We start from the raw sequence: 19,881 nt of genomic DNA on the forward strand, positions 1-19,881 counted from the left end.
GAGCTCCTCGTTGTTTATCGAACGACCAACAAATGGTGCATGGCCCTTCGGCGCCGGGTCAAGCTAAACTTGGTCGATCGACAAACAAAGTACGGAGACGCACCGATGGCCAGTCGCGGCAGACCGCGCACCTTCGACCCGGACACCGCCCTGCGCCAGGCGCTGGACGTCTTCTGGGAGCGCGGCTACGAAGGCACCTCGCTGCACGACCTGGCCCAGGCCATGGGCATCGCCTCGGCCAGCATCTACGCCTGCTTCGGCAGCAAGGAGGACCTCTTCCGCAAGGTCATGATGTTGTACGGCCGGACCGCGGGCGAGCCGCCCCGGCGCGCGCTGCGCGAACAGCCGACCGCCCGCGCCGCGGTCCACGCCATGCTGCGCGCCACCGCCGACCAGATCACCGGTCCGGACACCCCGCACTACTGCATGCTGATCCTCGCCGCGCCGACCGGCGCCGTGGAGAACCACGCGGTGCGGGAGTTCCTGGCCGACCGCCGGCGCGACATGCACACCACCATCAGGGACCGCCTCGCCCGGGGCGTGACCGACGGCGACCTCGACGCGCCGCCCGCCGGCCTCGACGCCCTGGCCCGCTACTACACCACGGTCGTGCAGGGCCTCTCGATCCAGGCCCGCGACGGCGCCACGCGGGCCGAGCTGGAAACGGTCGTCACGTGCGCGATGGCCGCATGGGACACGCTGACGGCAGCGGCCTGAACAAAACCGGTGTCGCGGCGCGGTCGAGGCCTGGTACACACGGCGGATGCGCGAAGAGGCCCTGCCCGGCGGCAACACCACCGGCGCCGTCCTGATCGACGGCACCATCCGCAAGCCGGCCGCCCCGTGGACGGCGACGGTGCACGCCCTGCTGCGGCACCTCGAGCGGGCCGGCTTCGACGCGGCGCCCCGCGCGCTCGGCCTCGACGACCAGGGCCGCGAAATGCTCACCTACCTGCCGGGAGAGACGCTCGGCGGCCGCGTTCCCCGGCCCGCGTGGGCGTCGGCCGACGCGATGCTGACCCAGGTCGGCCAGTGGCTGCGCCGGGTGCACGACCTGACCGCCGGCTTCACCCCGCCGGACGACGAGCACTGGTTCATCGGCGGCGCGATGGCCCCCGGGCTGGTCGTCGGGCACCAGGACGCGGCTCCGCACAACGCGGTGGTCGACGGCGACCGGCTGGTCGGCTTCTGCGACTGGGACATCGCCGGTCCGTCCACACGGGAGTTCGACCTGGCGTTCTCGGCGCTGACCTGGATACCGCTCGCGTCGCCGCACGACCGCACGCCGCTGAGCGACGACGACCGGCGCGAACGGTCCCGGCGCCTGCACCTGCTCCTCGACGCGTACGGCTACGACGGCGACCGGGGCGTCTTCGCGACCGTGGTACCGCAGCGGGCCCGGCGCCAGGCCGGCGTGATCCGCCGCATGGCCGACGCCGGCGACCCGGCGTCGATCGCCCTGCTGCCCATCGCCGAGCTCCTCGAACGTTCCGCGACCGACGTCGAGTCCCTGCCGGACACCTTCTGGCGGCGCTGACCGCGCGACCGGCGTAGCTCGCGTACGCAGGTTTGCGTACGCGCGGGCCGCTGTGCGGGGGACGCCGATCGATGCCGCGCCGCGAATGATCGGGGCATGACCAACAAGTCCGCGACCTGTGTCGCGCTCGTGCTGGCGGCGGTCGGCGACGCCGGGCCGGAGATCGTCGCCTCGCGGAGTCTCTTCGCCGGGTACGACGGGCCCGGGCCCCTCATCTACCTCGGCGTCGCCGTGGTCGTGGCCACCGTGCGGTGGCGGTTCGCGCCCCTGCTCGCCGTGGCGATGTCCGCGCTCTTCCTCCCGGCGGGCTCGCCAGCGCGGAGTTCGTCGGCCGGCTCACCGGCCCGCCCTCCGTCGGCTTCTTCGCGGGCTGGCTGCAGATGCTCGGTTTCGCGGCCGCGATCCTCTTCGGGACGGCCGCCGTCGTGAGGAGGAGCGCGTGAACACGAAGACGAAACTCGCCCTGGCCGGGCTGGCGGTCGGCATCGCCGGGCTCGTCGTGCAGTGGATCGCCGACCCGGTCAAGTTCGGCGGGTTCCCGCCGGGCATCGCCTTCATCGCGGTGTGCGGCACCCTGACCGCCGTGCTGGCCCGGCGCTGGTGGGCCCCGATCTTCGCGGTGCTGATCTCGCTCTGGATCGTCTTCGGCGGGTGGGCGGCCGGCCAGATGACGCCGAACCTCACGTCGGACAACCCAGGAACCGTCGTCGGTACCTCGGTGATGGCGCTCGGCCTGCTCTTCGCCGCGGTCACAGGCGTCGCCGCGATGGTCGCCGCCCGGCGGGACCGGTGAGGCGAGCGCTGCTGATCGTCGTCGCGGTCGGTTTCGCGCTCGGGCTCAGCTACCCGTACCTGGGCCTGGACCCCGGCGACAGCCGCATCGAGGTCCCCGGCGGCCTGCGGTACGCGGTGCTGGTGACGCACATCTTCACCGCCGCGGTCGCGCTGGTGCTCGGCCCGTTGCAGTTCCTGACGCGAGGCCGCACGACGCATCGGACGCTCGGACGCGTGTACCTGCTCGCCGGGGTGCTGCCCGCGGCGGTCGCGACCGTCCCCGTCGCGCTGTGGTCGGGCCGCCTCCTGACGCAGGTCGGGCTGATCAGCGCGGCCGTGCTGTGGCTCGTCACCGGCGGCCTCGCGTACCGGGCGGCGCGAAGGCGCGACTTCGCCGCCCACCGGGCCTGGATGCTGCGCAACTACGCGCTGACGTTCCTGGCCGTCACCGCGCGGGTCCTCGTGCCGGTGCTGCTGCTGGTCCAGATCCCGTTCGGCGGCGCCGACCCGGCCCGCGTGCCCGAGCTGATCCCGATCGGTCAGACGCTCGGCTGGATCGTCAATCTGGCGCTCGTGGAGCTGTTCATTGTCCGACGTACCGGCCGATCGCATACCACGCCACCGCCGCTGCCGCCGCCCCCGTGACGAGCGCGACGGCCACGAGCGCCAGCGTCGCGACGGGCTCCACGCGCCGGGTCACGCGCGCGGGGACGCCCTGGCGGCGCAGGGCGACGAGGTCGGCCCGGCTCGCGCCGAGCACGGTGACGGCGAGACCGGCCGCGCCCAGCAGGATCGCGGCGACGCCGGCCAGCAGCGAGAAGCGCATGCCGAGCGCTCCGCCGGAGCGGCTCAGCACCGCCCACTCGGCGGCGACGGTGCGCTCGCCGGTGGCGGTCAGGCCGCCGGCCGTCAGGGCGTCCACAATGGACTGCGGGGCGCCCGGGGCGAGTCACACCTCGGCCTGCTCCGGGCGCGGCTCCCGGCCGACGCCGCTGAAGTGCGGCAGGCTCGTGCCCACGCCCGCCTGCAGCCGCCGGGAGCGCGACCTCGCCGGCGACCCTAACTGCCGGGCCGGCTACCCGTGGGATCGCTCCCACGAAAGTGGATCGCCGCCATTGCCCACACGCCGGTCTCAGCGGCTCAGCAGGCTCTCGCGCTCGACCCGCGACAGCTTCTCGGGGTTGCGCACGACGTAGAGGCCGCTCACGAGCTCGTCGTCGATGCGCAGCGCGATGACGGCATCGACCGCGCCGTCCAGCCGCAGGATCAGCGCCGGGCAGCCGTTGACCTGTGCCGGCCGCAGTGACGCCGCGGCGGCGATCCGGCCCAGCACGGCGGCCACCCGCCCGGCCCCCACCACGGGATCCAGCGCGGCCGGCCGGACGCCGCCGCCGTCGGTCAGGAGCACAACATCCGGCGACAGTACGTCGAGCAGGCGCTGCAGGTCACCGGTCTCCACCGCCAGCCGGAACGCCTCCAGCGCGGCCCGGGACTCGACGGCCGACACGTCGCCCCGCGGCCGGCGCGCGGCCACGTGCGCCCGGGCGCGGTGCGCGATCTGCCGGACCGCGGCCGGGTTCTTGTCGACGGCCCCGGCGATCTCGTCGTACTCGAGGTCGAACACCTCCCGCAGGACGAAGACCGCCCGCTCGGTCGGGTTCAGGGTCTCCAGCACCAGCAGCATCGCCATCGAGACGCTGTCGGCCAGCTCGACGTCCTCGGCCACGTCGGGCGCGGTCAGCAACGGCTCGGGCAGCCAGGGCCCGACGTAGGACTCCCGGCGGCGGCTGAGCGTGCGCAGCCGGCCCAGCGCCTGGCGCGTCGTGATCCGCACCAGGTACGCCCGCTGGTCCCGCACCGTGTCGAGGTCGACGTCGACCCAGCGCAGCCAGGTCTCCTGGAGCGCGTCCTCGGCGTCGGCGGCCGACCCGAGCATCTCGTACGCGACGGTGAACAGCAGGTTGCGGTGGGCGAGGAACGCCTCGGTGGCCGGGTCCATACCCACACGATGCCGGTCACCGCCGCCCTGTGACACCGCCGGCGCGTGGCGCGGGCCACACTGCCGCACGGTCACAGGGGTCGCGCCGCCGGCATCTTCATGTCCGACCGAACACCAACGACCGGTGAGGACAGCCCATGGAACCCCGCTTCGACCTGATGACCAACGAGCTCGGCGCGAAGATCGGCAAGCGCTTCTCCAACGTCAGCCTGGCCATCCAGCAGTCGCCGCTGCCCCGCGACGTGCAGGACCTGGTGATGCTGCGCGCGAGCCAGATCAACGGCTGCGGCTTCTGCGTCGACTACCACACCAAGGACGCCGCGCACGCCGGCGAGACGTCGGTGCGCATCAACCTGGTCGCCGCCTGGCGCCACTCGACCGTCTTCACCGAGGCCGAGCGGGCCGCGCTGGCGCTCGCGGAGGAGGGCACGAGGCTGGCCGACGCCCACGAGGGCGTCTCCGACGACACCTGGGCGCAGGTGCGCAAGCACTACGACGACGACCAGGTCGCCGCCCTGGTCTACCTGGTCGCCATGATCAACGCGGCCAACCGCCTCGGCGTGATCGTGCACAACCCGGGCGGCTCCTACGAACCCGGCATGTTCGGCTGACCCCGAGCGGCGGATCGCCGTCAGCCGGCCGCGAGGGCGCGCGCCGCGGCGTGGACCTTGGCCAGGGCGGCGATCAGGTCGCGACGCTCGCCGGCGGTGAGGTCCGCGGTGATCTGCTCGTCGACCCAGCGGCGCTCGGCCTCGACCGGCTCCCGCAGGGCCCGGCCGGCGTCGGTGAGCCAGAGCCGGACCAGGCGGCTGTCGCGCTCGTCGCCGCGCTTGGCGATCCAGCCGGCCTCGACCATGCGGCCGGCCATCTTCACCACGGCGGGGGTCGTCACGCCGGCGGCGGTGGCGATCTCCCCCGGGGTGCGGCCGTCGCGCTCCCACAGCTCGGCGAGCAGGCGGTCCTGCCCCAGGTGCAGGCCGTGGCGCTGGAGGCGGGCCTCGGTCAGCGCCCGCACCTGCTTCGACGTGCGGCCGTGCAGGTCCAGGAAGTCCGGCATCCCGCCCCCTCGTTGACGAACAGATCGTTAACCGGTTAGCGTTCGTGCCCGTAGTCGTTAACCGGTACACGAACAGGAGTCCCATGTTACTCATCACCGGCGCCACCGGGAACGTCGGCCGCGAGCTGGCCGCGATCCTCGGGCCCTGCCGCGCCCTCGCGCGCGATCCCGCCCGCGCCGCGGCCCTCCCCCGGACCGCCGAGGTCGTCGTCGCCGACCTGGACCGGCCCGAGACGCTACCGGCGGCGTTCGCCGGCGCGTCCGCGCTGTTCCTGGTGACGCCGGGCATCGGCCGGCGGCACACCGAGCACGCCGTGGCCGCGGCGCGTGAGGCCGGCGTCGGGCGCATCGTGCACCTGTCGTCGTTCAACGTCCTCGGCGACCCGATGCCGGCCATGGGCCGGTGGCACCACGAGCGGGAGGAGCTCATCCGCGGCTGCGGCATACCGGCGACGTTCCTGCGCCCCGGCGGCTTCATGACCAACGCGCTGGACTGGCGGGCGACGATCCGGGACGAGGGCTGCGTGCTCGACCCGACGGGGCCGGGCCGGTACGCCCCGATCGACCCGGCCGACATCGCCGCCGTGGCCGCCCTGGCCCTGACCGAGGACGGGCACGCCGGCGCCGGGTACATGCTCACCGGGGAGGAGACGTTCACCGTCGCCGAGCAGGTCCGCGTGCTCGGCGCCGCGCTCGGCCGCGACCTCGCGGTGCGCACCGCGGCCACCCCGGCCGAGGCGGTGCGGGCCCGCTTCCCGGACGGCGCCCCACCGGCCCTGGCCGAGGCGATCCTGGAGGGCTTCACGCTCATGCGCGCGGACACCCGGGGGCTGCGCACCGACACCGTACGGCGGCTGCTCGGCCGGGCCCCGCGAACCTTCGCGGACTGGTGCGAGCGCAACGCGTACCGATTCCGGAACTAACCTCCGATCTTGTCCAGCTCGGCGCGGTCGTCGTCGGAGAGCGACAGTCCCGCGCCCGCGGCGTTCTCGCGCAGGTGGGCCACGGACGACGTACCGGGGATCAGCAGGATGTTCGGCGAGCGCCGCAGCAGCCAGGCCAGCGCCACCGCCATCGGGGTCGCCTCCAGCCGGGCGGCCACGGCCGACAGCGCCGAGGACTGCAGCGGGCTGAACCCACCGAGCGGGAAGAACGGCACATAGGCGACGCCCTGGCCGGCGAGCGCGTCGACCAGGCCGTCGTCGTGGCGGTACGCGAGGTTGTACATGTTCTGCACACACACGATCGGCGCGATCGCCTGCGCCTCGGCGACCTGCTCCGGCGTCGCGTTGCTCAGGCCGAGGTGGCGGATCAGGCCCTGCCCCTGCAGCTCGGCGAGCGTCCCGAACGCCTCGGCGAGCGACCCGGCCCGGGGCCCCTCGGCGTTGCCGAGCCGGAGGTTGACCAGGTCCAGTACCTCGAGACCGAGGTTGTCGAGGTTGGCCTGCACGGCCCGGCGCAGGCTCTGCGGGTCACGGGCCGGGGGCCAGCCGCCCTGCGGGTCGCGGTTCGCGCCGACCTTCGTGACGATGTGCAGCGCGCCGGGGTACGGGTGCAGCGCCTCCCGGATCAGCCGGTTCGTGATGTGCGGCCCGTAGGCGTCGGATGTGTCGATGTGGGTGATGCCGAGCTCGACGGCCGCGCGGAGGACGGCGAGCGCCCCGTCGTGGTCGGCCGGCGGCCCCATGACCCAGGGCCCGGCGAGCTGCATGGCGCCGTAGCCGAACCGGGTCACGGTCAGGTCGCCCAGGGTCCACGTGCCGCCGGGAAGTGCAGTCGTTTCCATGCCGCAACTCTCGAGGAGTAGCTTCCTATTGGGAAGAAGGCACCTCAAAGTTCGTAAGGAACCCAGATGCAGTACGACGCTTTCCTGGCGCAGTGCCCGAGCCGCCAGCTGCTCGACCGGATCGCGAACAAGTGGGTCACGCTGGTCCTGGCCGCCCTTCGCGACTGCGACGGCGAACCGCGACCGCTGCGGTACTCGGAGCTGGCCCGCCGCCTCGACGGCGTCAGCCAGAAGATGCTGACCCAGACGCTGCGCGCCCTGGAGCGCGACGGCCTCGTCACGCGGACCGTGGTGGCGACCGTGCCGGTGACGGTGTCGTACGAGCTGACCGGCCTCGGCCACTCGCTGCACGACACGATCCGGGGCCTGAAGGCCTGGGCCGAGACGCACATGGACGACGTGCACGCCCACCGGGAGACCTACGACCGCGGCGCTTGACAGCCGACCCGGACCGGGTCACAGTCGTGCGGTGCGGGAAGGGTAAGACTGAGGCCGCTCGATCGCTGCACGGCGGGGAAAGCCCGTGGTGGGTCGAGATCACGGCGCCCGACGGGTCGGTGCACCCGGCGATCCTGCGCACCCCGAGCAGCCGGGTCACCCTCGAGCAGATCGCGACGAACGCGGCCGCGCTCGTCGTCGCCGCGCGGCACGGGCTGCCGGCCCCGCGCCTGCTCGCGGCCGGGGCGACGACGACCCTGGAGACCGTGCTACCCGGGACGAGCACGTGGCCCGCCGCGCCCTCCGTCGCGCTGCTGCGCTCGGCCGGCGCCGCGATCGCCCGGGTCCACGCCGTCACGATCGAGCCGCGGCCGGAGCTGCCGTGGCGGCCCCGGCCCATCGCGGTCGACGACTTCGCCGCGGACCGCCGCGAAGGCCGGATGCCCACGACCGCGCTGCTGCGGCGGGCCGACGAACGGGTGCGGGCGATCGAGCCGCCGCGGGCGCCCGCCGTGTTCGTCCACGGCGACGTGTGGCCCGGCAACACCCTCGTGCGGGGCGGCGAGGTCTGCGCCCTCATCGACTGGAAGACCGCCGGGGTCGGCCACCCCGGCGTGGACCTCGGCGAGCTGCGCAAGCAGGTCGCGATCCTGTACGACGACGACGCCCCCGGCCACGTCCTGGAGGGCTGGGAGCTGGCGAGCGGCACGCGCGCCGCGCACGTCCCGTACTGGGACGCCGTGGCGGCGCTGAACACGCCGACGCAGCTGTACAGCCCCCACGCCACGCTCCGCCGCGACGCGTTCCTCGCCGCGGCCCTCAGGGCAGCCGGTCCCCCGCCTGGACCAGGCCGCTCTGGTACGCCAGCACCACCAGCTGCGCCCGGCCCAGGACCGAGGTTGTGTAGCCGACCTGGTACCGGGTCGGGTCGTGGGCCAGGCTGAGCGTGCCGTAGCCGAGGAGGCTGCCGACCGGGCCGCTGTGTGCGCCGGCATCGGTCATCGCGGCCAGCCACCACGACGTGGTGTGGCGCCGGAGCAGCCCGACCATCTTGGCGTACCCGCGGTGGCAGATCAGGGATCTCGATCGGGGTATCCCTGGATGTCCGTTTACCCGCGGGCTGTGAGCCTCGGCGCATGACGACGTTGCCCCGCAGAAGCCTGCTCGCCATCGCCGCGCTCGGCGGTGCCGCCGCCGCCACCGGCCTCGGTACCGCCTCGTGGGCCGCGCCGCCGGCCGCGGACCCGCAGTGGTACGCGCCGATCCGCGACGCGATCGCCGGCCCGCCGGACGGGGCCGCGGGTGCGCCGCCGACGGCCACCGCGGGTAAGTCCGGCGCCCGCTACGGCTACAGCGCCGCGATCGCCGCCACCGCCGACGCCGCGACCCGCCTGGTGTACTCGGTCAACGCGACGGACGCGAAGGCCGAGTCGCAGGCGCCGACGATCCAGCGGCTCATCGCGGCGGGCACGAAGCTGCTCCTCACGTGACCGGGAAGTTGTAGTAGGTGTCCGGGAACGGCTCGCCGTCGAGGGTGTAGTGCCACCACTCCTTCGGGTAGTTGGTGAAGCCGCCCGCCGACATCAGGCCGGTCAGCAGGGTGCGGTTGGCGCGCTCGGCGGCGGTCACGCCCGTCGCCGCCGTGTGCGCCAGCGGGTCGAAGCAGTCGAAGCCGGTACCCATGTCGATGCTGTTGTCCGGGAACCGCGTGCCGGCCGGGGCGGTGCACGACACCAGCGGGTCGTCCGCGCGGAACGGCGGCTGGGTGCGGGCCGGCGTCGCCACCAGCGTCAGGTCGAGTGTGCTACCCCGGCTGTGCGCGGTGGGGCCGCCGATGTACCCGTCGTCGAACAGCGCGGACTTGTCCTCCCGCGGGTAGAACTCGCCCTTCATGCGCTGGTCGGCGTCGCCGGACCAGGCCACGAAGTCGTCGACGGCCTGCTGGGGGCGGTAGCAGTCGTACACCTTGAGGCTGTACCCGCGCGCCTGGGCGTTCTGCTGCACCCGGTGCAGGGCCTCGGCCGCCTGGCGCGCGAGCAGGCAGCGCGGCCGCAGGTACCCGGTGACGGGCCGGCCGACGAAGTTGTGCGGGGTGGCGTACCGGATGTCGGCCAGGATGCTGTCGTCCACGTCGGCCAGGTCCACGAAGCCGGCCGGCAGCTTGGCCGACGACGGCGTGACGGACGGGCTCGGCGCCGGCGGCGACACCGGAACCGGGGCGGAGGGCGGTGACACCGGCGCCGACACCGGCGGGTCCGCCGGGCCCGCGCACGCAGCCAGCAGCAGGCAGGCCATCACGGCGATCAGCAGGCGCATCCGGGGAGTATTCGGCGTCCGCGCCGGTCGATGCGGCCCCGGGCACCGCGGAAGCCACCCGGCGGACGTCCGCGCCGCGTGGTGCGAGACTCGGGTCCATGGGATTCTTCGACCAGCGGCCCGAGCCGCCGCCGCCCCCGCCGGAGCCGCGCCGCCCCGCGTGGGCCCGGCCCGAGACGGTCCTGCCCGGCGCCGTCGCGGACACGGTGATCCTCGCCCGCACCGACGACCTCGTGCTCACCCTCGGCGACCTGCGGGCCTACCCGAACGGCTTCCAGCTCGTGGTGACCGCGTACACGCGGGAGCCGCTGCGCCACCGCACCGCGTTCGGGTCCGGCGGCTTCCTGCGCCGCTTCGGGCCGGGGCCGGTGCCGGAGGACTTCCTGCGCTTCGGGCTGCGCTTCGCCGACGGTACCGTCGTGACGAACCTCGACCCCGGCCCGTCCGACGAGAGCGATGCGGGGCCGCGGCTGGTGCCGGAGGGCGGGCACGGCGGCCTGCACCGGCACGAGCAGTCGTACTGGGTGTGGCCGCTGCCGCCGCCCGGCCGGCTCGACGTGGTCTGCGAGTGGCCGGCGCGCGGGATCGCCGAGACGACCGCCGAGCTCGACGCCGCCCTCGTCCTGGACGCCGCGAGCCGGGCCACCGCGCTGTTCGACGACTGAGGCGGGCCTTCACCCGGTGCCGGTGGTCAGGGCGTCGATCAGGCCGGGAAAACGGGCGTCGAGCTCGTCGCGGCGCAGCTCGACGGTGTGGGTGCGGCCGGCCACGACGGTGCGGGTCAGGCCCGCCTGCCGCAGGGTGCGGAAGTGGTGCGTCATCGTCGACTTGTGCACGCCGAAGTCCCAGTGGGTGCCGCACTTGCCGTGCGCCCGGCCGTCGGCGAGCGTCTGCACGATGCGCAGGCGGATCGGGTCGGCGACGGCCCGCAGCACCTCGACCATTGTCACGTCGGCGATGTCCGGCATCGCGTCGTCCTCCCGGGCCATGCCCCCACCCTACAGTTGGATATCCGTCATACCATCGCCTATGTTGACGGTATGACGGATGTCCAACAGTCTGGCTCGGCACGCTGGTCCTGGGGCGCCGACGGCGTCGTCACCGTGACCCTCGACGACCCCGGCCGCACCGCGAACATGCTCAACCGGCGCCACTACGACGGGCTCGGCGCCTGCCTCGACGACCTCACCCGGCAGCTCGGCCGGCTGCGCGGCGTCGTGCTCACCTCCGCGAAACGCTCCTTCATCGCCGGCCCCGACTTCGCGCCGGACGAGATCACCCCGGACGAGGCGGCCGGCACCTACGACCTGCTGACGCCGCTGCGCGACCAGGCGCGCCGGCTGGAGACCCTGGGCCGGCCGGTCGCCGCCGCGCTCAACGGCTCCGCGCTCGGCGGCGGCTTCGAGCTGGCCCTGGCCTGCCACTACCGGGTCGGCCCGGACGACCCGTCGGTCGTGTGGGCGCTCGCCGAGACCGGCATGGGCATCCTTCCCGCCGGTGGCGGCACGGTCCGGGCCACCCGGATGTTCGGGATCGCCGCGACGGTGCTGGAGATCGTCGGGCCGGGCACGGCGTACCACCCCGCGCAGGCGCTGGCCGCCGGCCTGGTGGACGAGCTGGCCGACGACGTGGTCGCGGCGGCGCGGGCCTGGGTGCTGGCCCAGCCGGCCGGGCACTTCGTGCAGCGGTGGGAGCGGCCCGGCTATGCGATTCCCGGGGGTACCGCGGAGCCGCCGGGCCTGGCCGCACAGGTGCGACGCCGCTCGGCCGGGTCGCCGGTGCGTGCGCTCGCCGCGGTGCTGGAGGTGGCGGTGCACAGCGCCGCGGCGCCGCTGGACGAGGCCTTCGAGATCGAGACGGCGGCCTGCCGGGCGTTGCTGACTGCGCCCGAGTTCCCGGACCTGGCGCACCTGTTCTATGCGATGCGTGCGGTCGCCGGGGCACCCGCCGGCGTTCCCGCCCCAGGCGGGCCGGCCGCCCGGCGCGAGTTCCCGCAGATCGTCGCCGACCCTCTCGCCGCGGTGTTCTTCGACCCCGACGCCCCGGTCGTCGAGATCACCGACGCCGGGCTCGTCTCCGAGGTCCGCGCGAAGGGCGGCATCCCCGTGCTGATCCACGCCGGCCGAGTCTCGTTCGTGCAGACCCTCCTGGACGCCGGCCCCGACCCCGCCGCCATGGCCGCCGCCGCCCGCCGCGCCCTCGCCGACGGCCTGCGGATCGACCCGGCCGGCGCCGACGTCGCCTCGGTGCTCGCGGCCGGTTTCCCGGCCTGGACCGGCGGCGTCCTGCACGCCGAAGGCCGGCGGCCGGATCGGCACCCATAGACTGCGCCCTGTGGATCACGTGTGCGTGGTGTACAACGCCCGCTCCGGCGCGCTGCTCGGCCCGGACCGGCTCGCCGGGCTGTTCGAGCGGCGCGGGGTGACCGCCGAGCTGCGCGCGTTCGACCCGGACACGCTCGCGGCCGACGTGCGGGAGCTGCTCGCTCAGGGGCCGGGCGCGCTGATCGTGGCCGGCGGTGACGGTACCGTGCGCGCGGTCGCCGAAATCATGATCGGGCAGGAGGTCCCGCTCGGCATCCTGCCCGGCGGGACGATGAACGTGCTCGCGCGGGACCTGGGGCTGCCGACCGATCTGGACGACGCCGTGGACGCGCTGCTCACCGCGCCGGTCGCGCGGATCGACGTGGCCACCGTCAACGGTCAGGTGTTCCTGTGCAGCTCGATGCTCGCGATGATGCCGCACCTCGGCCGGCTGCGCGAGCACGCCCGCGGCGGCGGCGGGCCGGGCCCGCTGCGGCTGCTGGGCCGGGCGCTGCGGGTCCTGCGGCGCTATCCCAGGATGCGGCTCACGTTCGTGGTCGACGGGCAGGAGCACGAGGCACGCACCCGCGCGGCGGTGGTGTCGTGCAACCCCCTCGCCGCCGGGCCCGCGCCGATCCCGGGCCGCGACCGGCTCGACGCCGGACGGCTCGCCGTGTACGTCACCCGCGACCGCACCCGGTGGGACCTGGCCGTGGTCGCCGCCCGGCTGTTCGACGGCACCTGGCAGCGCGACCCGCGGATCCGGCGCTACGACGGCACCGTGGTGCAGGTGCGCTCGCCGTTTGGGTACATGAGTGTCATGAGCGACGGTGAGATCGCGCAGCTGTCCCTGCCGCTGCGCTACGAGATCCGGCCCCGGGCCCTGGCGGTGCTCGCGCCGAAGGCGTCCGCGTGAGCGCCGTGCGCATCGCGCAGATCTCCGACCTGCACTTCGGCCGCGACGTGCCCCAAGTCGCGCGGGCGTTGCTGGCCGAGCTGCGCGAGGCGGCGCCAACGCTGGTCGCGGTCTGCGGCGACCTGACCCAGACGGCGCGGGCGGCGGAGTTCCGGGCCGCCCGGGCGTTCCTCGACGAGCTGCCGGCGCCGGCGCTGGTCGTGCCCGGCAACCACGACCTGCCCGGGTGGCGGGTCTGGTCCCGGTTCGCGCGGCCGTGGCGGCGCTGGCGGTCGCACATCGGCACCGACCCGCTCGGCGCGACCGTGCACACCGCCGCCGGGCTGGTCGCGGTCGGGGTGAACACGGCCCGGCGGTGGACCTTCCACACCGACTGGTCGCGGGGCCGGGTCGACGCCGCGCAGCTGGCCGCGATCGTGTCGGCGTTCGAGGCCGCACCCGCGGGCGCGCTGCGGGTCGTCGTCGCGCACCACCCGTTCCTGCTCACCGGGCCTGGCCGGCGCCGCGGGCTGGTCGGCCGGTCAGCCCTGGCCCTGCGCTCGCTGCACCGGCGGGCGGACCTGCTGCTCGGCGGGCACGTCCATCTCGCCTACAGCGGTACCGCCGGCGGTCTCGTGGTGGCGCAGTCCGGCACCGCCCTGTCCAGCCGGCTCAAGGGCGAGCCCAACAGCTACAACCTGATCGAGGCCGACGGCGACCGGCTCACGGTGACGAACCGCCGCTTCGACGGCGACCGCTTCGCCACCCACGAGCGCACCGGCTACGCCCGCGACGGCCACACCTGGACGGCGGCCGGGGCCTAGACGGCGGTACCGGTCTCCGAGCAGCGCAAGCTGTTCCAGCGCTCGGGCGACATGTGCGCCTTCCCCGGCTGCCGCGCCGCGCTGACCGCCGAGGCCTCCGGCGCCGACCGGGTCGCCGCGCTCGGGGAGATGGCGCACATCGTCGGCGAGAGCCCCAACGGCCCGTGCGGGGGCTCGCCGCTGACCCGGGCCGAGCGGGAAAGGTACGAGAACCTCTTCCTGCTCTGCGGCCACCACCACGAGCTCGTCGTGGGTACCGCCCGCGGGCTGGCCCGGGTGCGCATCTCGCCGCCGGGGTAGCTCAGTCCCACCAGGCCCGCCACACGGTCGCGCCCAGCAGGACGGCGGCCAGCTCCGGCAGGGAGTCGAGGCCGTGCAGGTCCAGCGCGTCCGTGTACATCTCGTAGTCCCAGGCCAGGGCCACCGCCGCGCGGCGGTCCAGCGGCGGGCGGGCCACCGTGAACTCGAGGCTGTCGCGGGTCAGGATCACCGGCTCGGCGCCGTAGCGGGTGTGGAAGTGGTGCAGCATCGCGGCGTGGGCGGGCGGGGCCGGGTAGCCGTTCCAATCGCCGTACCCGAGCAGCAGCGGAATCCGCCAGGGCGCCGCGACCGGGAGCAGGGCGACCACCGCCGTGCCCTCGTCCGGCTCCCGCGGCCGGTCGTACACCTCCGGCCACTCCCCCGCCTCGAGCTCGTCCAGGTCGAGCTCCGTCGGCGGCCGGCCCAGCGCCGCGGGGCGGCCGGGCGGCTCCTCCCACGGCTCGGGGCCCGGGTCCCCGGCCATGGCCGCGAGCTCGGCGGGCGTGTCCGGGTCCATGAGCAGCGGCCACAGGCCCGTCGTGGCGTGCCGGGGCCGCAGCCGCCGCCACCACGAGCGGGCCTGCGCGGCCGGAACCGCGAAGCCGTGCACAGGAACGCCGCCCGGCGTCGTCATCAGCTGGTGCAGCACCCAGGCACCGTACCGGGCCGGCGCCGCCCGCCGCCGAAGCCGTTGCCCGCCGGAGCCTGGTCCGCGGTGACGGTCGCGACCAGGACTGCCGAGCCTAGGGAGCCGGACTGGGCCAGTCCGCCGGTGCTCGTGCCGGTCGCGGTGCCGCCGGTGTAGACCTTGTACTGCGTGCCGCTGGTTAACTTCGGCCCGGAGTACACCACGTTCTGGGTCGTCTTCGAGGTGACGAACGTGGCCAGGACGGTGCCGCCGGCGTCGGTGATCTGGATGGTGGTGACCGCCGCCACCGCGCTCGTCAACGTCGCCGACAGCCAGCCCTGCGCCGAGCCGGTGCCGGGCGCGACGGCCATCCCGGCGCTGGCCGCCGCGAGCAGGACACCGCCGCTGATGGTGAAGCAGGGCTTATCAACAAGGAGCCGCTGGCTGAGGTTACACAGCGCGCGGCGACCGTCCCGCCGGATCGCTCGCGACCACGGGCCGGCCGGGTCCAACCTATGGCCGGCCGAGGAAATCGTCTGGCCGGCCGAGGAAATCGTCGATCCGCGCCACAAGGCGTTGGGCGGCACCGGCGCCTTCATAGTCCCCCATCGCCAGGCACTGGTCCACGAGGTTGCTAGCCGTGCCCCTGATCTCCAACAGGTCGGTCCGCTGTTGGCTGGGCAGGGTCTCCAGTACCGCGATCGCCTGTCGCGAGCATCGCGCGGCCTCCGCTGGGCGGCCCGCGTGGTGCAGGTCCCAGCCGAGGTTACGCAGGCACTTGGCGTAGACCCGCTCGCCGTCCAGGCCGCCCTCCCCGATGTACGACTCGATCGCGTCCACCGCGTCGATGCTGGCCTGCAACGCCTCCGCAGGATGTCCCGCCGCGCTATAGGCGAAGCCGAGATCGGTCCATGCCTCGGCCAGGGACGGGCCGTACCGCTTCGGCCGCTCGTCGTTGAGCTCGCGGAACATCCGCACGGCCCGGCGGCCCGCGGATACCGCAGATGCCGGGTCCGAGTCCTTCATCGCCATCATCTGCACCCGGCAGGCAGCTGCCATGGCCTCGCGCCACCGCGGGCCGGTGCGGCCGGCGGCCAACCCTCGGCACTGAATCGCCGCAGCGGCCGCGTCGGCGCGCCGGCCAAGGTTCAGCAGATCGGTGCCCACGAGCGCAAGAGCCCCGGCCAACTCCACCCCGAACGGCTCAGCGCCTTCGGCCACGAGCTGCTCCCAGATGGCGACCGCCTCGATACCGGCCCGCAGCGCGGCCTCGTGGTTACCGAGCGCGTCGTCGATGTTGTGCTGCGTGACCAGTGCCTGCGCGAGCATGCTGTGGAACGCGCCGTCAAACGAGCTGACGAGGAGCCGGCAACGGGTGACCGCCTCCTCAGCCGCCGCGTGCGCGGCCGGCAGTTGCGAGACGGCCTGCAGAACCTTCGCGTGGACGAGGGCCAGGTAAACGGGAGTCTCGCGGCTGTCTCGACCGTGCTGGCCGATACGCGCGTCGCGCCGCTCGAAAGCCCAGGCGCTCAGCCGCAGCGCCTCGCCGAGATCATCTCCCTCCAGCAATAGCAACTCGGCGTAACGCCCGACGACATGTGCGTAGAGCGGAAGCAGCGCGAGATTGCCGGAGGCGGCCACTTGGAGCAGCCGGTGCAGCTGCTGCATCCATCGACGCGCCTCACCGTACTGGTCCCCGTCCGCGAAGACGCCGGTGAGGGCGAACAGAGTGGCCGTCACGTCTTCGACCGAGGTGTCGGCCCGATGCCCGGCGAGCTGCAGCTGCAGCTCGGCCGCCTGGGTGAGGAGAGGGATCGCGGCCTCCACGTCGCCCATGCGGGCCAGGCAAACTCCCAGACAGCTCCACGCAGCAGCCGCCCGCTCGGCAACGACAGTGTTGTTCATCGAGCCCGAGCGCACGACACCGTTGACGGCCTCCCGCGCCAGGTCGGCCGCCTCCTCGTAGCGGTTCCTCGCGATCAGCACCTCGCCGAGTGTGGTCAGGCTGTTGACCAGCCCGGCCTGACGTGCCGGGTCCTGCGCGACAAGCATCCGGCGAATACGCACCGCCTCCCTAGCCAGCTCGGCGGCGGCGGCGTCGCGGCGCTGGGCCAGCAGGGCTTGGGCAAGATTGCCGAGGGCGGTGGCCAACCCATCGTGAGCGTCCGGCACCGCCCGTATTGCAACGTCCCGCCGCCAGACCTCGACGGCCTCCACCAACGCTTCCTCGGCGAGGTCGTACCGATGCCAGCCGAAGTAAGCGAGGCCGATGCCGGTGACGGCGGCCGCCCACCGGCCGACGTACGCCGCGGGTTCGGTGGTGGCGGCGGCACGGAACGTGTCCCGGGCACGGCGGTACCACTCGATCGACTCGCTGACAGATCCGGTACGCCGCAGCGCCCTGCCCAGTTCGAGGGAGTTCTCCGCGCGTCGGTGATCTGCCGCGACGCCGTCGTCGTCGGCGAGCAGCGCGTCGAGACGACGCAGCACGGCGAGGCCGAACCTGGCATAGTGGGCAAAGTCCAGAAAGTTGGCGGGCAGGTGGTCGTTGAGGGCCTGCACGGTCGACCGGTCCCAGCGTGGCAGGCCGTCGCGGAGCAGGCCGAGCAGGCGCGATCCGCTGGCCTCAGTAGTGGATGTAACCAGCAGCGCCGGGGCGATGTTCGGTGGATCGTCGTCGGCGAGCTGGCGCAGCACGCCGAGCAGACCTTCCTCCACCCGGTCCTGGGCCGTTGCCGCGCGGAAGATCAATGCGATCGCCGCGAAAGCCCCGCTCGGCGACTCCGGGCCGAGCGCGGCGAGCAGGTAGTCGCAGGTCGGGCGAGTGGACCCGAAGCCCTTGGCGACGTCTTGGAGCAGCCGCTCGGCAAGCCGGTCGGGTCGCAGCTGCCCCCAGAATGCGCCCGAGTTGTCCGCTGGGTAGAGATTGGCGAGGGTGACTGCGACTGACTCTGGCGCGGCGAACTTCCGCCGGAGCGGGTCGGCGAGCCGTTGCACCACGGCGACGGCGGTCGGACGGTCCGGGGCCGCGGCCAGCGTTGGCACCAGCGCGAGTCGCTCAACGACGTCGTCGTTCGCCCCGGCCGGAACCTCGGCACGGGCAGCGAGCGCCCGCTCGGCGTAGTGCAACTCGTGCCCGAGGACACCATGTAGCGGGTCCGTTGCATCGCCGCCGAGCACGCCGAGCAGCGCAATCGAATGCAGGTCAAGGGGGCGCACCTGAGACTCGGCCAAGTGCCGCAGTGCTGGCGGCAGCTGCGGCGGAGCGTCGCGGTCCGCGCCCGGCACCTCCGCCCGGAAGGTCCGGTAGGCCGCCTCGGCGACCGCTATCCGCTGGTCGGCGCCGATCTCGTCGAGTAGGACCGCATCCGGATCGATGAGCGGTTGGCTTGCCCACGGCCAGAGCAGCTGCTGCCACCACGGGCCGACCGCCCGAGCCAGCAGCAGGATGCGGACCGATCCGGCTGGGCACCCCTCGACCGCGTGGACGAGCCCGCCAATTTCGGCCCCGAGCGTCTCGGCATAGTCGACAGCAACCATGACCCGGTGCCGCTCGGCCGCCTCGGGCAGCCGTGCGGCGATGCGCTGTACGTCGGCGGGAAGGGAGACGAGTCCGGCAATCCAGCCCTCGGCGGCCAACGCCTCGCGCAGCTCAAGCGCGAGCCGGGTCTTGCCGGTACCGCCACCTGCGACGACCAGCCGGACGAGATAGCCGGGCGCGCGCCGACGGCACCAGCCCAGCAGGTCGTCGTAGCGCTCAGGTCGGAGGTACGCCACCGCCCGGTTGCGCGGGTTGAGCCACCACGACGGTGGCGGGTCGGCCGGACGGGGCGGGGGCTCGTTCGGCCGCCGCGTCGCGAAGACCATCCGGGTCGCTTCGGCACGGCCGTCCGCGACCTCGCGCCAGGCAGTGCCTGGCGGGTGGTGCCTGAGGTTCGCCGCGCGCAGGCCCGGCCGACATGCCTCGGCGAGATCGACCGGCACGGCCCAGCCGCCGTGAACCTCGCGCACGTTGCGAGAGGTCTTCAGTACCGCGCAGACCCGGCCCTCATCCAGATCGAGCATCGGGCTGCCACTCAGCCCCGGCACGATCTGGTCCCCTCGCACACGGACTGCCTCGCCCGCGGGCCCGGCGACCTCGACGAGCAGCCCCTCCAGGCGCGGCCCGTCCCCGCCCGGCGCGTCGCTGATCGCAAAACCGAGGCTGTAAAGCCGGCCGCCAGGCTGAGGCGACCGCGGCGAGAGCAGGACCGTCGGGTGCGCAGGCCCGGCGTCGATCTCAAGAAACGCAAGATCCGGCAGCGGGTACAGCCGGCGGTCACCGGGCTGCGGTGGGTGGACGGACACGACGACTGCCGGCAGGTCAGCATCTCGATAGCGAATGCGGAGCGGCCCCGACCCGGACACAACGTGCGCGCACGTGAGGCCGAGGCCGGGCCCGACGAAGAAGCCGGTGCCGGCGAAACGTTCCCCGCTGAACACCGCAAAAATGGTCGAAACGATCAGATCCGTGGGTGACGATCCGTCGCCTTGCATGCCCGGAGCGTATCGGGGAACCTGATTGCCGGAAAAGATTTCCGATCTTCAGGGAGCCGACATGTCCGAACCGGTCCGGCTGCAATTTCCCGACGGCCAAGAGGTCTGGGCCCGGGTCACCGTCGATGACGGCCCGTCCGACGTGTCCTGGCGCGACACCGCGGCGGCCCTCCAGTTGGACGACCTGACCGACACAGTGCGCGCGGTTGCGAGCTCAGTGCACAGCGCCGTCACCGCGGCGCGTCCTGATCAACTCAGCGTCGAGTTCAGGATCGAACTGGCAGCCAAGAGCGGCAAGGTGGTGAGCATCCTCGCCGAGGCAGCCGCGAAGGCAAGCTTGCGCGTCACCCTGAGTTGGGATAGGGACGGAGCTGCGCCGGCGACCTCTGACGACGATGACGGGGACGGCGACCCCGCGACAGGCCCGGTCGGGTAGCGACACGGAACCGGTCGCCGCTGTCGAGGTAGGTGCCACCCTGGGCAGCGAG

At 73.7% G+C, this 19,881-nt stretch carries 25 protein-coding genes; 16 read left to right on the plus strand and 9 right to left on the minus strand.

Translation table 11 applies throughout. From position 1 onward, the window contains the following. Positions 1–105: 105 nt before the first annotated feature. The 5 genes from ACPPVO_RS32980 to ACPPVO_RS33000 all read left to right on the plus strand — a co-directional run bounded on the left by ACPPVO_RS32980 (position 106) and on the right by ACPPVO_RS33000 (position 2,956). Positions 106–717: a TetR/AcrR family transcriptional regulator gene (locus ACPPVO_RS32980; protein ID WP_426502449.1), complete on the plus strand. Its 612-nt coding sequence runs from the start codon at positions 106–108 to the stop codon at positions 715–717. Between the two features lie 46 nt (positions 718–763). After that, the gene (locus tag ACPPVO_RS32985; protein WP_426502450.1) at positions 764–1,537 is read left to right on the plus strand and encodes a phosphotransferase; all 774 of its coding nucleotides are present in this window, start codon (positions 764–766) and stop codon (positions 1,535–1,537) included. A gap of 96 nt (positions 1,538–1,633) precedes the next feature. Beyond that, a complete protein-coding gene (locus ACPPVO_RS32990; protein ID WP_426502451.1) occupies positions 1,634–1,966 on the plus strand; it encodes a hypothetical protein in 333 nt (110 codons plus the stop codon). 10 nt (positions 1,967–1,976) lie between these two features. Continuing rightward, positions 1,977–2,330, plus strand: a complete 354-nt coding sequence (locus ACPPVO_RS32995) for a hypothetical protein (RefSeq protein ID WP_426502452.1) — start codon at positions 1,977–1,979, stop codon at positions 2,328–2,330. After that, entirely contained in the window at positions 2,327–2,956 is a 630-nt protein-coding gene (locus ACPPVO_RS33000; protein WP_426502453.1) for a DUF2306 domain-containing protein, read from the plus strand. Before ACPPVO_RS32995 ends, ACPPVO_RS33000 begins: the two co-directional genes overlap by 4 nt. On the opposite strand, the gene ACPPVO_RS33005 is transcribed toward ACPPVO_RS33000, so the two are convergent. Then, positions 2,895–3,233: a hypothetical protein gene (locus tag ACPPVO_RS33005; protein WP_426502454.1), complete on the minus strand. Its 339-nt coding sequence runs from the start codon at positions 3,231–3,233 to the stop codon at positions 2,895–2,897. The two genes, ACPPVO_RS33000 and ACPPVO_RS33005, sit on opposite strands and share 62 nt — an antisense overlap. A gap of 210 nt (positions 3,234–3,443) precedes the next feature. Next, the gene (locus tag ACPPVO_RS33010; protein ID WP_426502455.1) at positions 3,444–4,310 is read right to left on the minus strand and encodes an RNA polymerase sigma-70 factor; all 867 of its coding nucleotides are present in this window, start codon (positions 4,308–4,310) and stop codon (positions 3,444–3,446) included. A gap of 137 nt (positions 4,311–4,447) precedes the next feature. On the opposite strand from ACPPVO_RS33010, the gene ACPPVO_RS33015 reads away from it, so the two are divergent. Next, positions 4,448–4,921, plus strand: coding sequence for a carboxymuconolactone decarboxylase family protein (locus ACPPVO_RS33015; RefSeq protein WP_426502456.1), 474 nt, complete (start codon positions 4,448–4,450; stop codon positions 4,919–4,921). Between the two features lie 20 nt (positions 4,922–4,941). On the opposite strand, the gene ACPPVO_RS33020 is transcribed toward ACPPVO_RS33015, so the two are convergent. Continuing rightward, a complete protein-coding gene (locus ACPPVO_RS33020; protein ID WP_426502457.1) occupies positions 4,942–5,367 on the minus strand; it encodes a MarR family winged helix-turn-helix transcriptional regulator in 426 nt (141 codons plus the stop codon). A gap of 83 nt (positions 5,368–5,450) precedes the next feature. Between ACPPVO_RS33020 and ACPPVO_RS33025 the strand changes: the two genes are divergently transcribed. Further along, a complete protein-coding gene (locus ACPPVO_RS33025; protein ID WP_426502458.1) occupies positions 5,451–6,290 on the plus strand; it encodes an NAD(P)H-binding protein in 840 nt (279 codons plus the stop codon). On the opposite strand, the gene ACPPVO_RS33030 is transcribed toward ACPPVO_RS33025, so the two are convergent. Then, positions 6,287–7,153 (minus strand): aldo/keto reductase family oxidoreductase, encoded by an 867-nt coding sequence (locus tag ACPPVO_RS33030; protein WP_426502459.1) that lies wholly within the window; start codon positions 7,151–7,153, stop codon positions 6,287–6,289. The two genes, ACPPVO_RS33025 and ACPPVO_RS33030, sit on opposite strands and share 4 nt — an antisense overlap. A gap of 66 nt (positions 7,154–7,219) precedes the next feature. Between ACPPVO_RS33030 and ACPPVO_RS33035 the strand changes: the two genes are divergently transcribed. From ACPPVO_RS33035 to ACPPVO_RS33045, 3 genes are all read left to right on the plus strand, one after another. Beyond that, complete coding sequence (locus ACPPVO_RS33035; RefSeq protein ID WP_426502460.1) at positions 7,220–7,591, plus strand: winged helix-turn-helix transcriptional regulator; 372 nt, start codon at positions 7,220–7,222, stop codon at positions 7,589–7,591. Continuing rightward, positions 7,588–8,535: a phosphotransferase gene (locus tag ACPPVO_RS33040; RefSeq protein WP_426502461.1), complete on the plus strand. Its 948-nt coding sequence runs from the start codon at positions 7,588–7,590 to the stop codon at positions 8,533–8,535. Before ACPPVO_RS33035 ends, ACPPVO_RS33040 begins: the two co-directional genes overlap by 4 nt. Before the next feature lie 192 nt (positions 8,536–8,727). Then, a complete protein-coding gene (locus tag ACPPVO_RS33045; RefSeq protein ID WP_426502462.1) occupies positions 8,728–9,081 on the plus strand; it encodes a hypothetical protein in 354 nt (117 codons plus the stop codon). Here ACPPVO_RS33045 and ACPPVO_RS33050 read toward each other — a convergent pair. Continuing rightward, positions 9,074–9,907 carry a M15 family metallopeptidase gene (locus tag ACPPVO_RS33050; protein WP_426502463.1) on the minus strand — a complete coding sequence of 278 codons (834 nt, stop codon included), beginning with the start codon at positions 9,905–9,907 and terminating at the stop codon, positions 9,074–9,076. The genes ACPPVO_RS33045 and ACPPVO_RS33050 overlap by 8 nt on opposite strands. Before the next feature lie 98 nt (positions 9,908–10,005). Here ACPPVO_RS33050 and ACPPVO_RS33055 point away from each other — a divergent pair, with 98 nt between their 5' ends. Continuing rightward, positions 10,006–10,572 (plus strand): hypothetical protein, encoded by a 567-nt coding sequence (locus ACPPVO_RS33055; protein WP_426502464.1) that lies wholly within the window; start codon positions 10,006–10,008, stop codon positions 10,570–10,572. Positions 10,573–10,581: 9 nt separating this feature from the next. On the opposite strand, the gene ACPPVO_RS33060 is transcribed toward ACPPVO_RS33055, so the two are convergent. After that, positions 10,582–10,896, minus strand: a complete 315-nt coding sequence (locus ACPPVO_RS33060; RefSeq protein WP_426502465.1) for an ArsR/SmtB family transcription factor — start codon at positions 10,894–10,896, stop codon at positions 10,582–10,584. Positions 10,897–10,947: 51 nt separating this feature from the next. Between ACPPVO_RS33060 and ACPPVO_RS33065 the strand changes: the two genes are divergently transcribed. From ACPPVO_RS33065 to ACPPVO_RS33080, 4 genes are read left to right on the plus strand one after another with little or no spacing between them, the layout of a single operon-like run. After that, positions 10,948–12,231, plus strand: a complete 1,284-nt coding sequence (locus ACPPVO_RS33065) for an enoyl-CoA hydratase/isomerase family protein (protein ID WP_426502466.1) — start codon at positions 10,948–10,950, stop codon at positions 12,229–12,231. Between the two features lie 10 nt (positions 12,232–12,241). Then, a complete protein-coding gene (locus tag ACPPVO_RS33070; RefSeq protein ID WP_426502467.1) occupies positions 12,242–13,126 on the plus strand; it encodes a diacylglycerol/lipid kinase family protein in 885 nt (294 codons plus the stop codon). Then, positions 13,123–13,929: a metallophosphoesterase family protein gene (locus tag ACPPVO_RS33075; RefSeq protein ID WP_426502468.1), complete on the plus strand. Its 807-nt coding sequence runs from the start codon at positions 13,123–13,125 to the stop codon at positions 13,927–13,929. Before ACPPVO_RS33070 ends, ACPPVO_RS33075 begins: the two co-directional genes overlap by 4 nt. A 51-nt stretch (positions 13,930–13,980) precedes the next feature. Next, positions 13,981–14,229, plus strand: a complete 249-nt coding sequence (locus tag ACPPVO_RS33080) for a hypothetical protein (RefSeq protein ID WP_426502469.1) — start codon at positions 13,981–13,983, stop codon at positions 14,227–14,229. 1 nt (position 14,230) lies between these two features. Here the strand turns inward: ACPPVO_RS33080 and ACPPVO_RS33085 are convergent, their stop codons facing one another. From ACPPVO_RS33085 to ACPPVO_RS33095, 3 genes are read right to left on the minus strand one after another with little or no spacing between them, the layout of a single operon-like run. Beyond that, positions 14,231–14,878 (minus strand): DUF4253 domain-containing protein, encoded by a 648-nt coding sequence (locus ACPPVO_RS33085; protein ID WP_426502470.1) that lies wholly within the window; start codon positions 14,876–14,878, stop codon positions 14,231–14,233. After that, positions 14,863–15,456, minus strand: coding sequence for a hypothetical protein (locus tag ACPPVO_RS33090; RefSeq protein ID WP_426502471.1), 594 nt, complete (start codon positions 15,454–15,456; stop codon positions 14,863–14,865). Before ACPPVO_RS33090 ends, ACPPVO_RS33085 begins: the two co-directional genes overlap by 16 nt. Then, on the minus strand, positions 15,371–19,393 hold the full coding sequence (locus ACPPVO_RS33095; protein ID WP_426502472.1) for a tetratricopeptide repeat protein: 4,023 nt from the start codon (positions 19,391–19,393) through the stop codon (positions 15,371–15,373). Before ACPPVO_RS33095 ends, ACPPVO_RS33090 begins: the two co-directional genes overlap by 86 nt. Before the next feature lie 61 nt (positions 19,394–19,454). On the opposite strand from ACPPVO_RS33095, the gene ACPPVO_RS33100 reads away from it, so the two are divergent. Further along, positions 19,455–19,829: a CU044_2847 family protein gene (locus ACPPVO_RS33100; RefSeq protein ID WP_426502473.1), complete on the plus strand. Its 375-nt coding sequence runs from the start codon at positions 19,455–19,457 to the stop codon at positions 19,827–19,829. Positions 19,830–19,881 lie beyond the last annotated feature (52 nt).

Origin of the sequence: Dactylosporangium sp. McL0621 (genome assembly GCF_049995355.1) — a bacterium.
In the GTDB taxonomy this organism is placed as follows: Bacteria; Actinomycetota; Actinomycetes; order Mycobacteriales; family Micromonosporaceae; genus Dactylosporangium.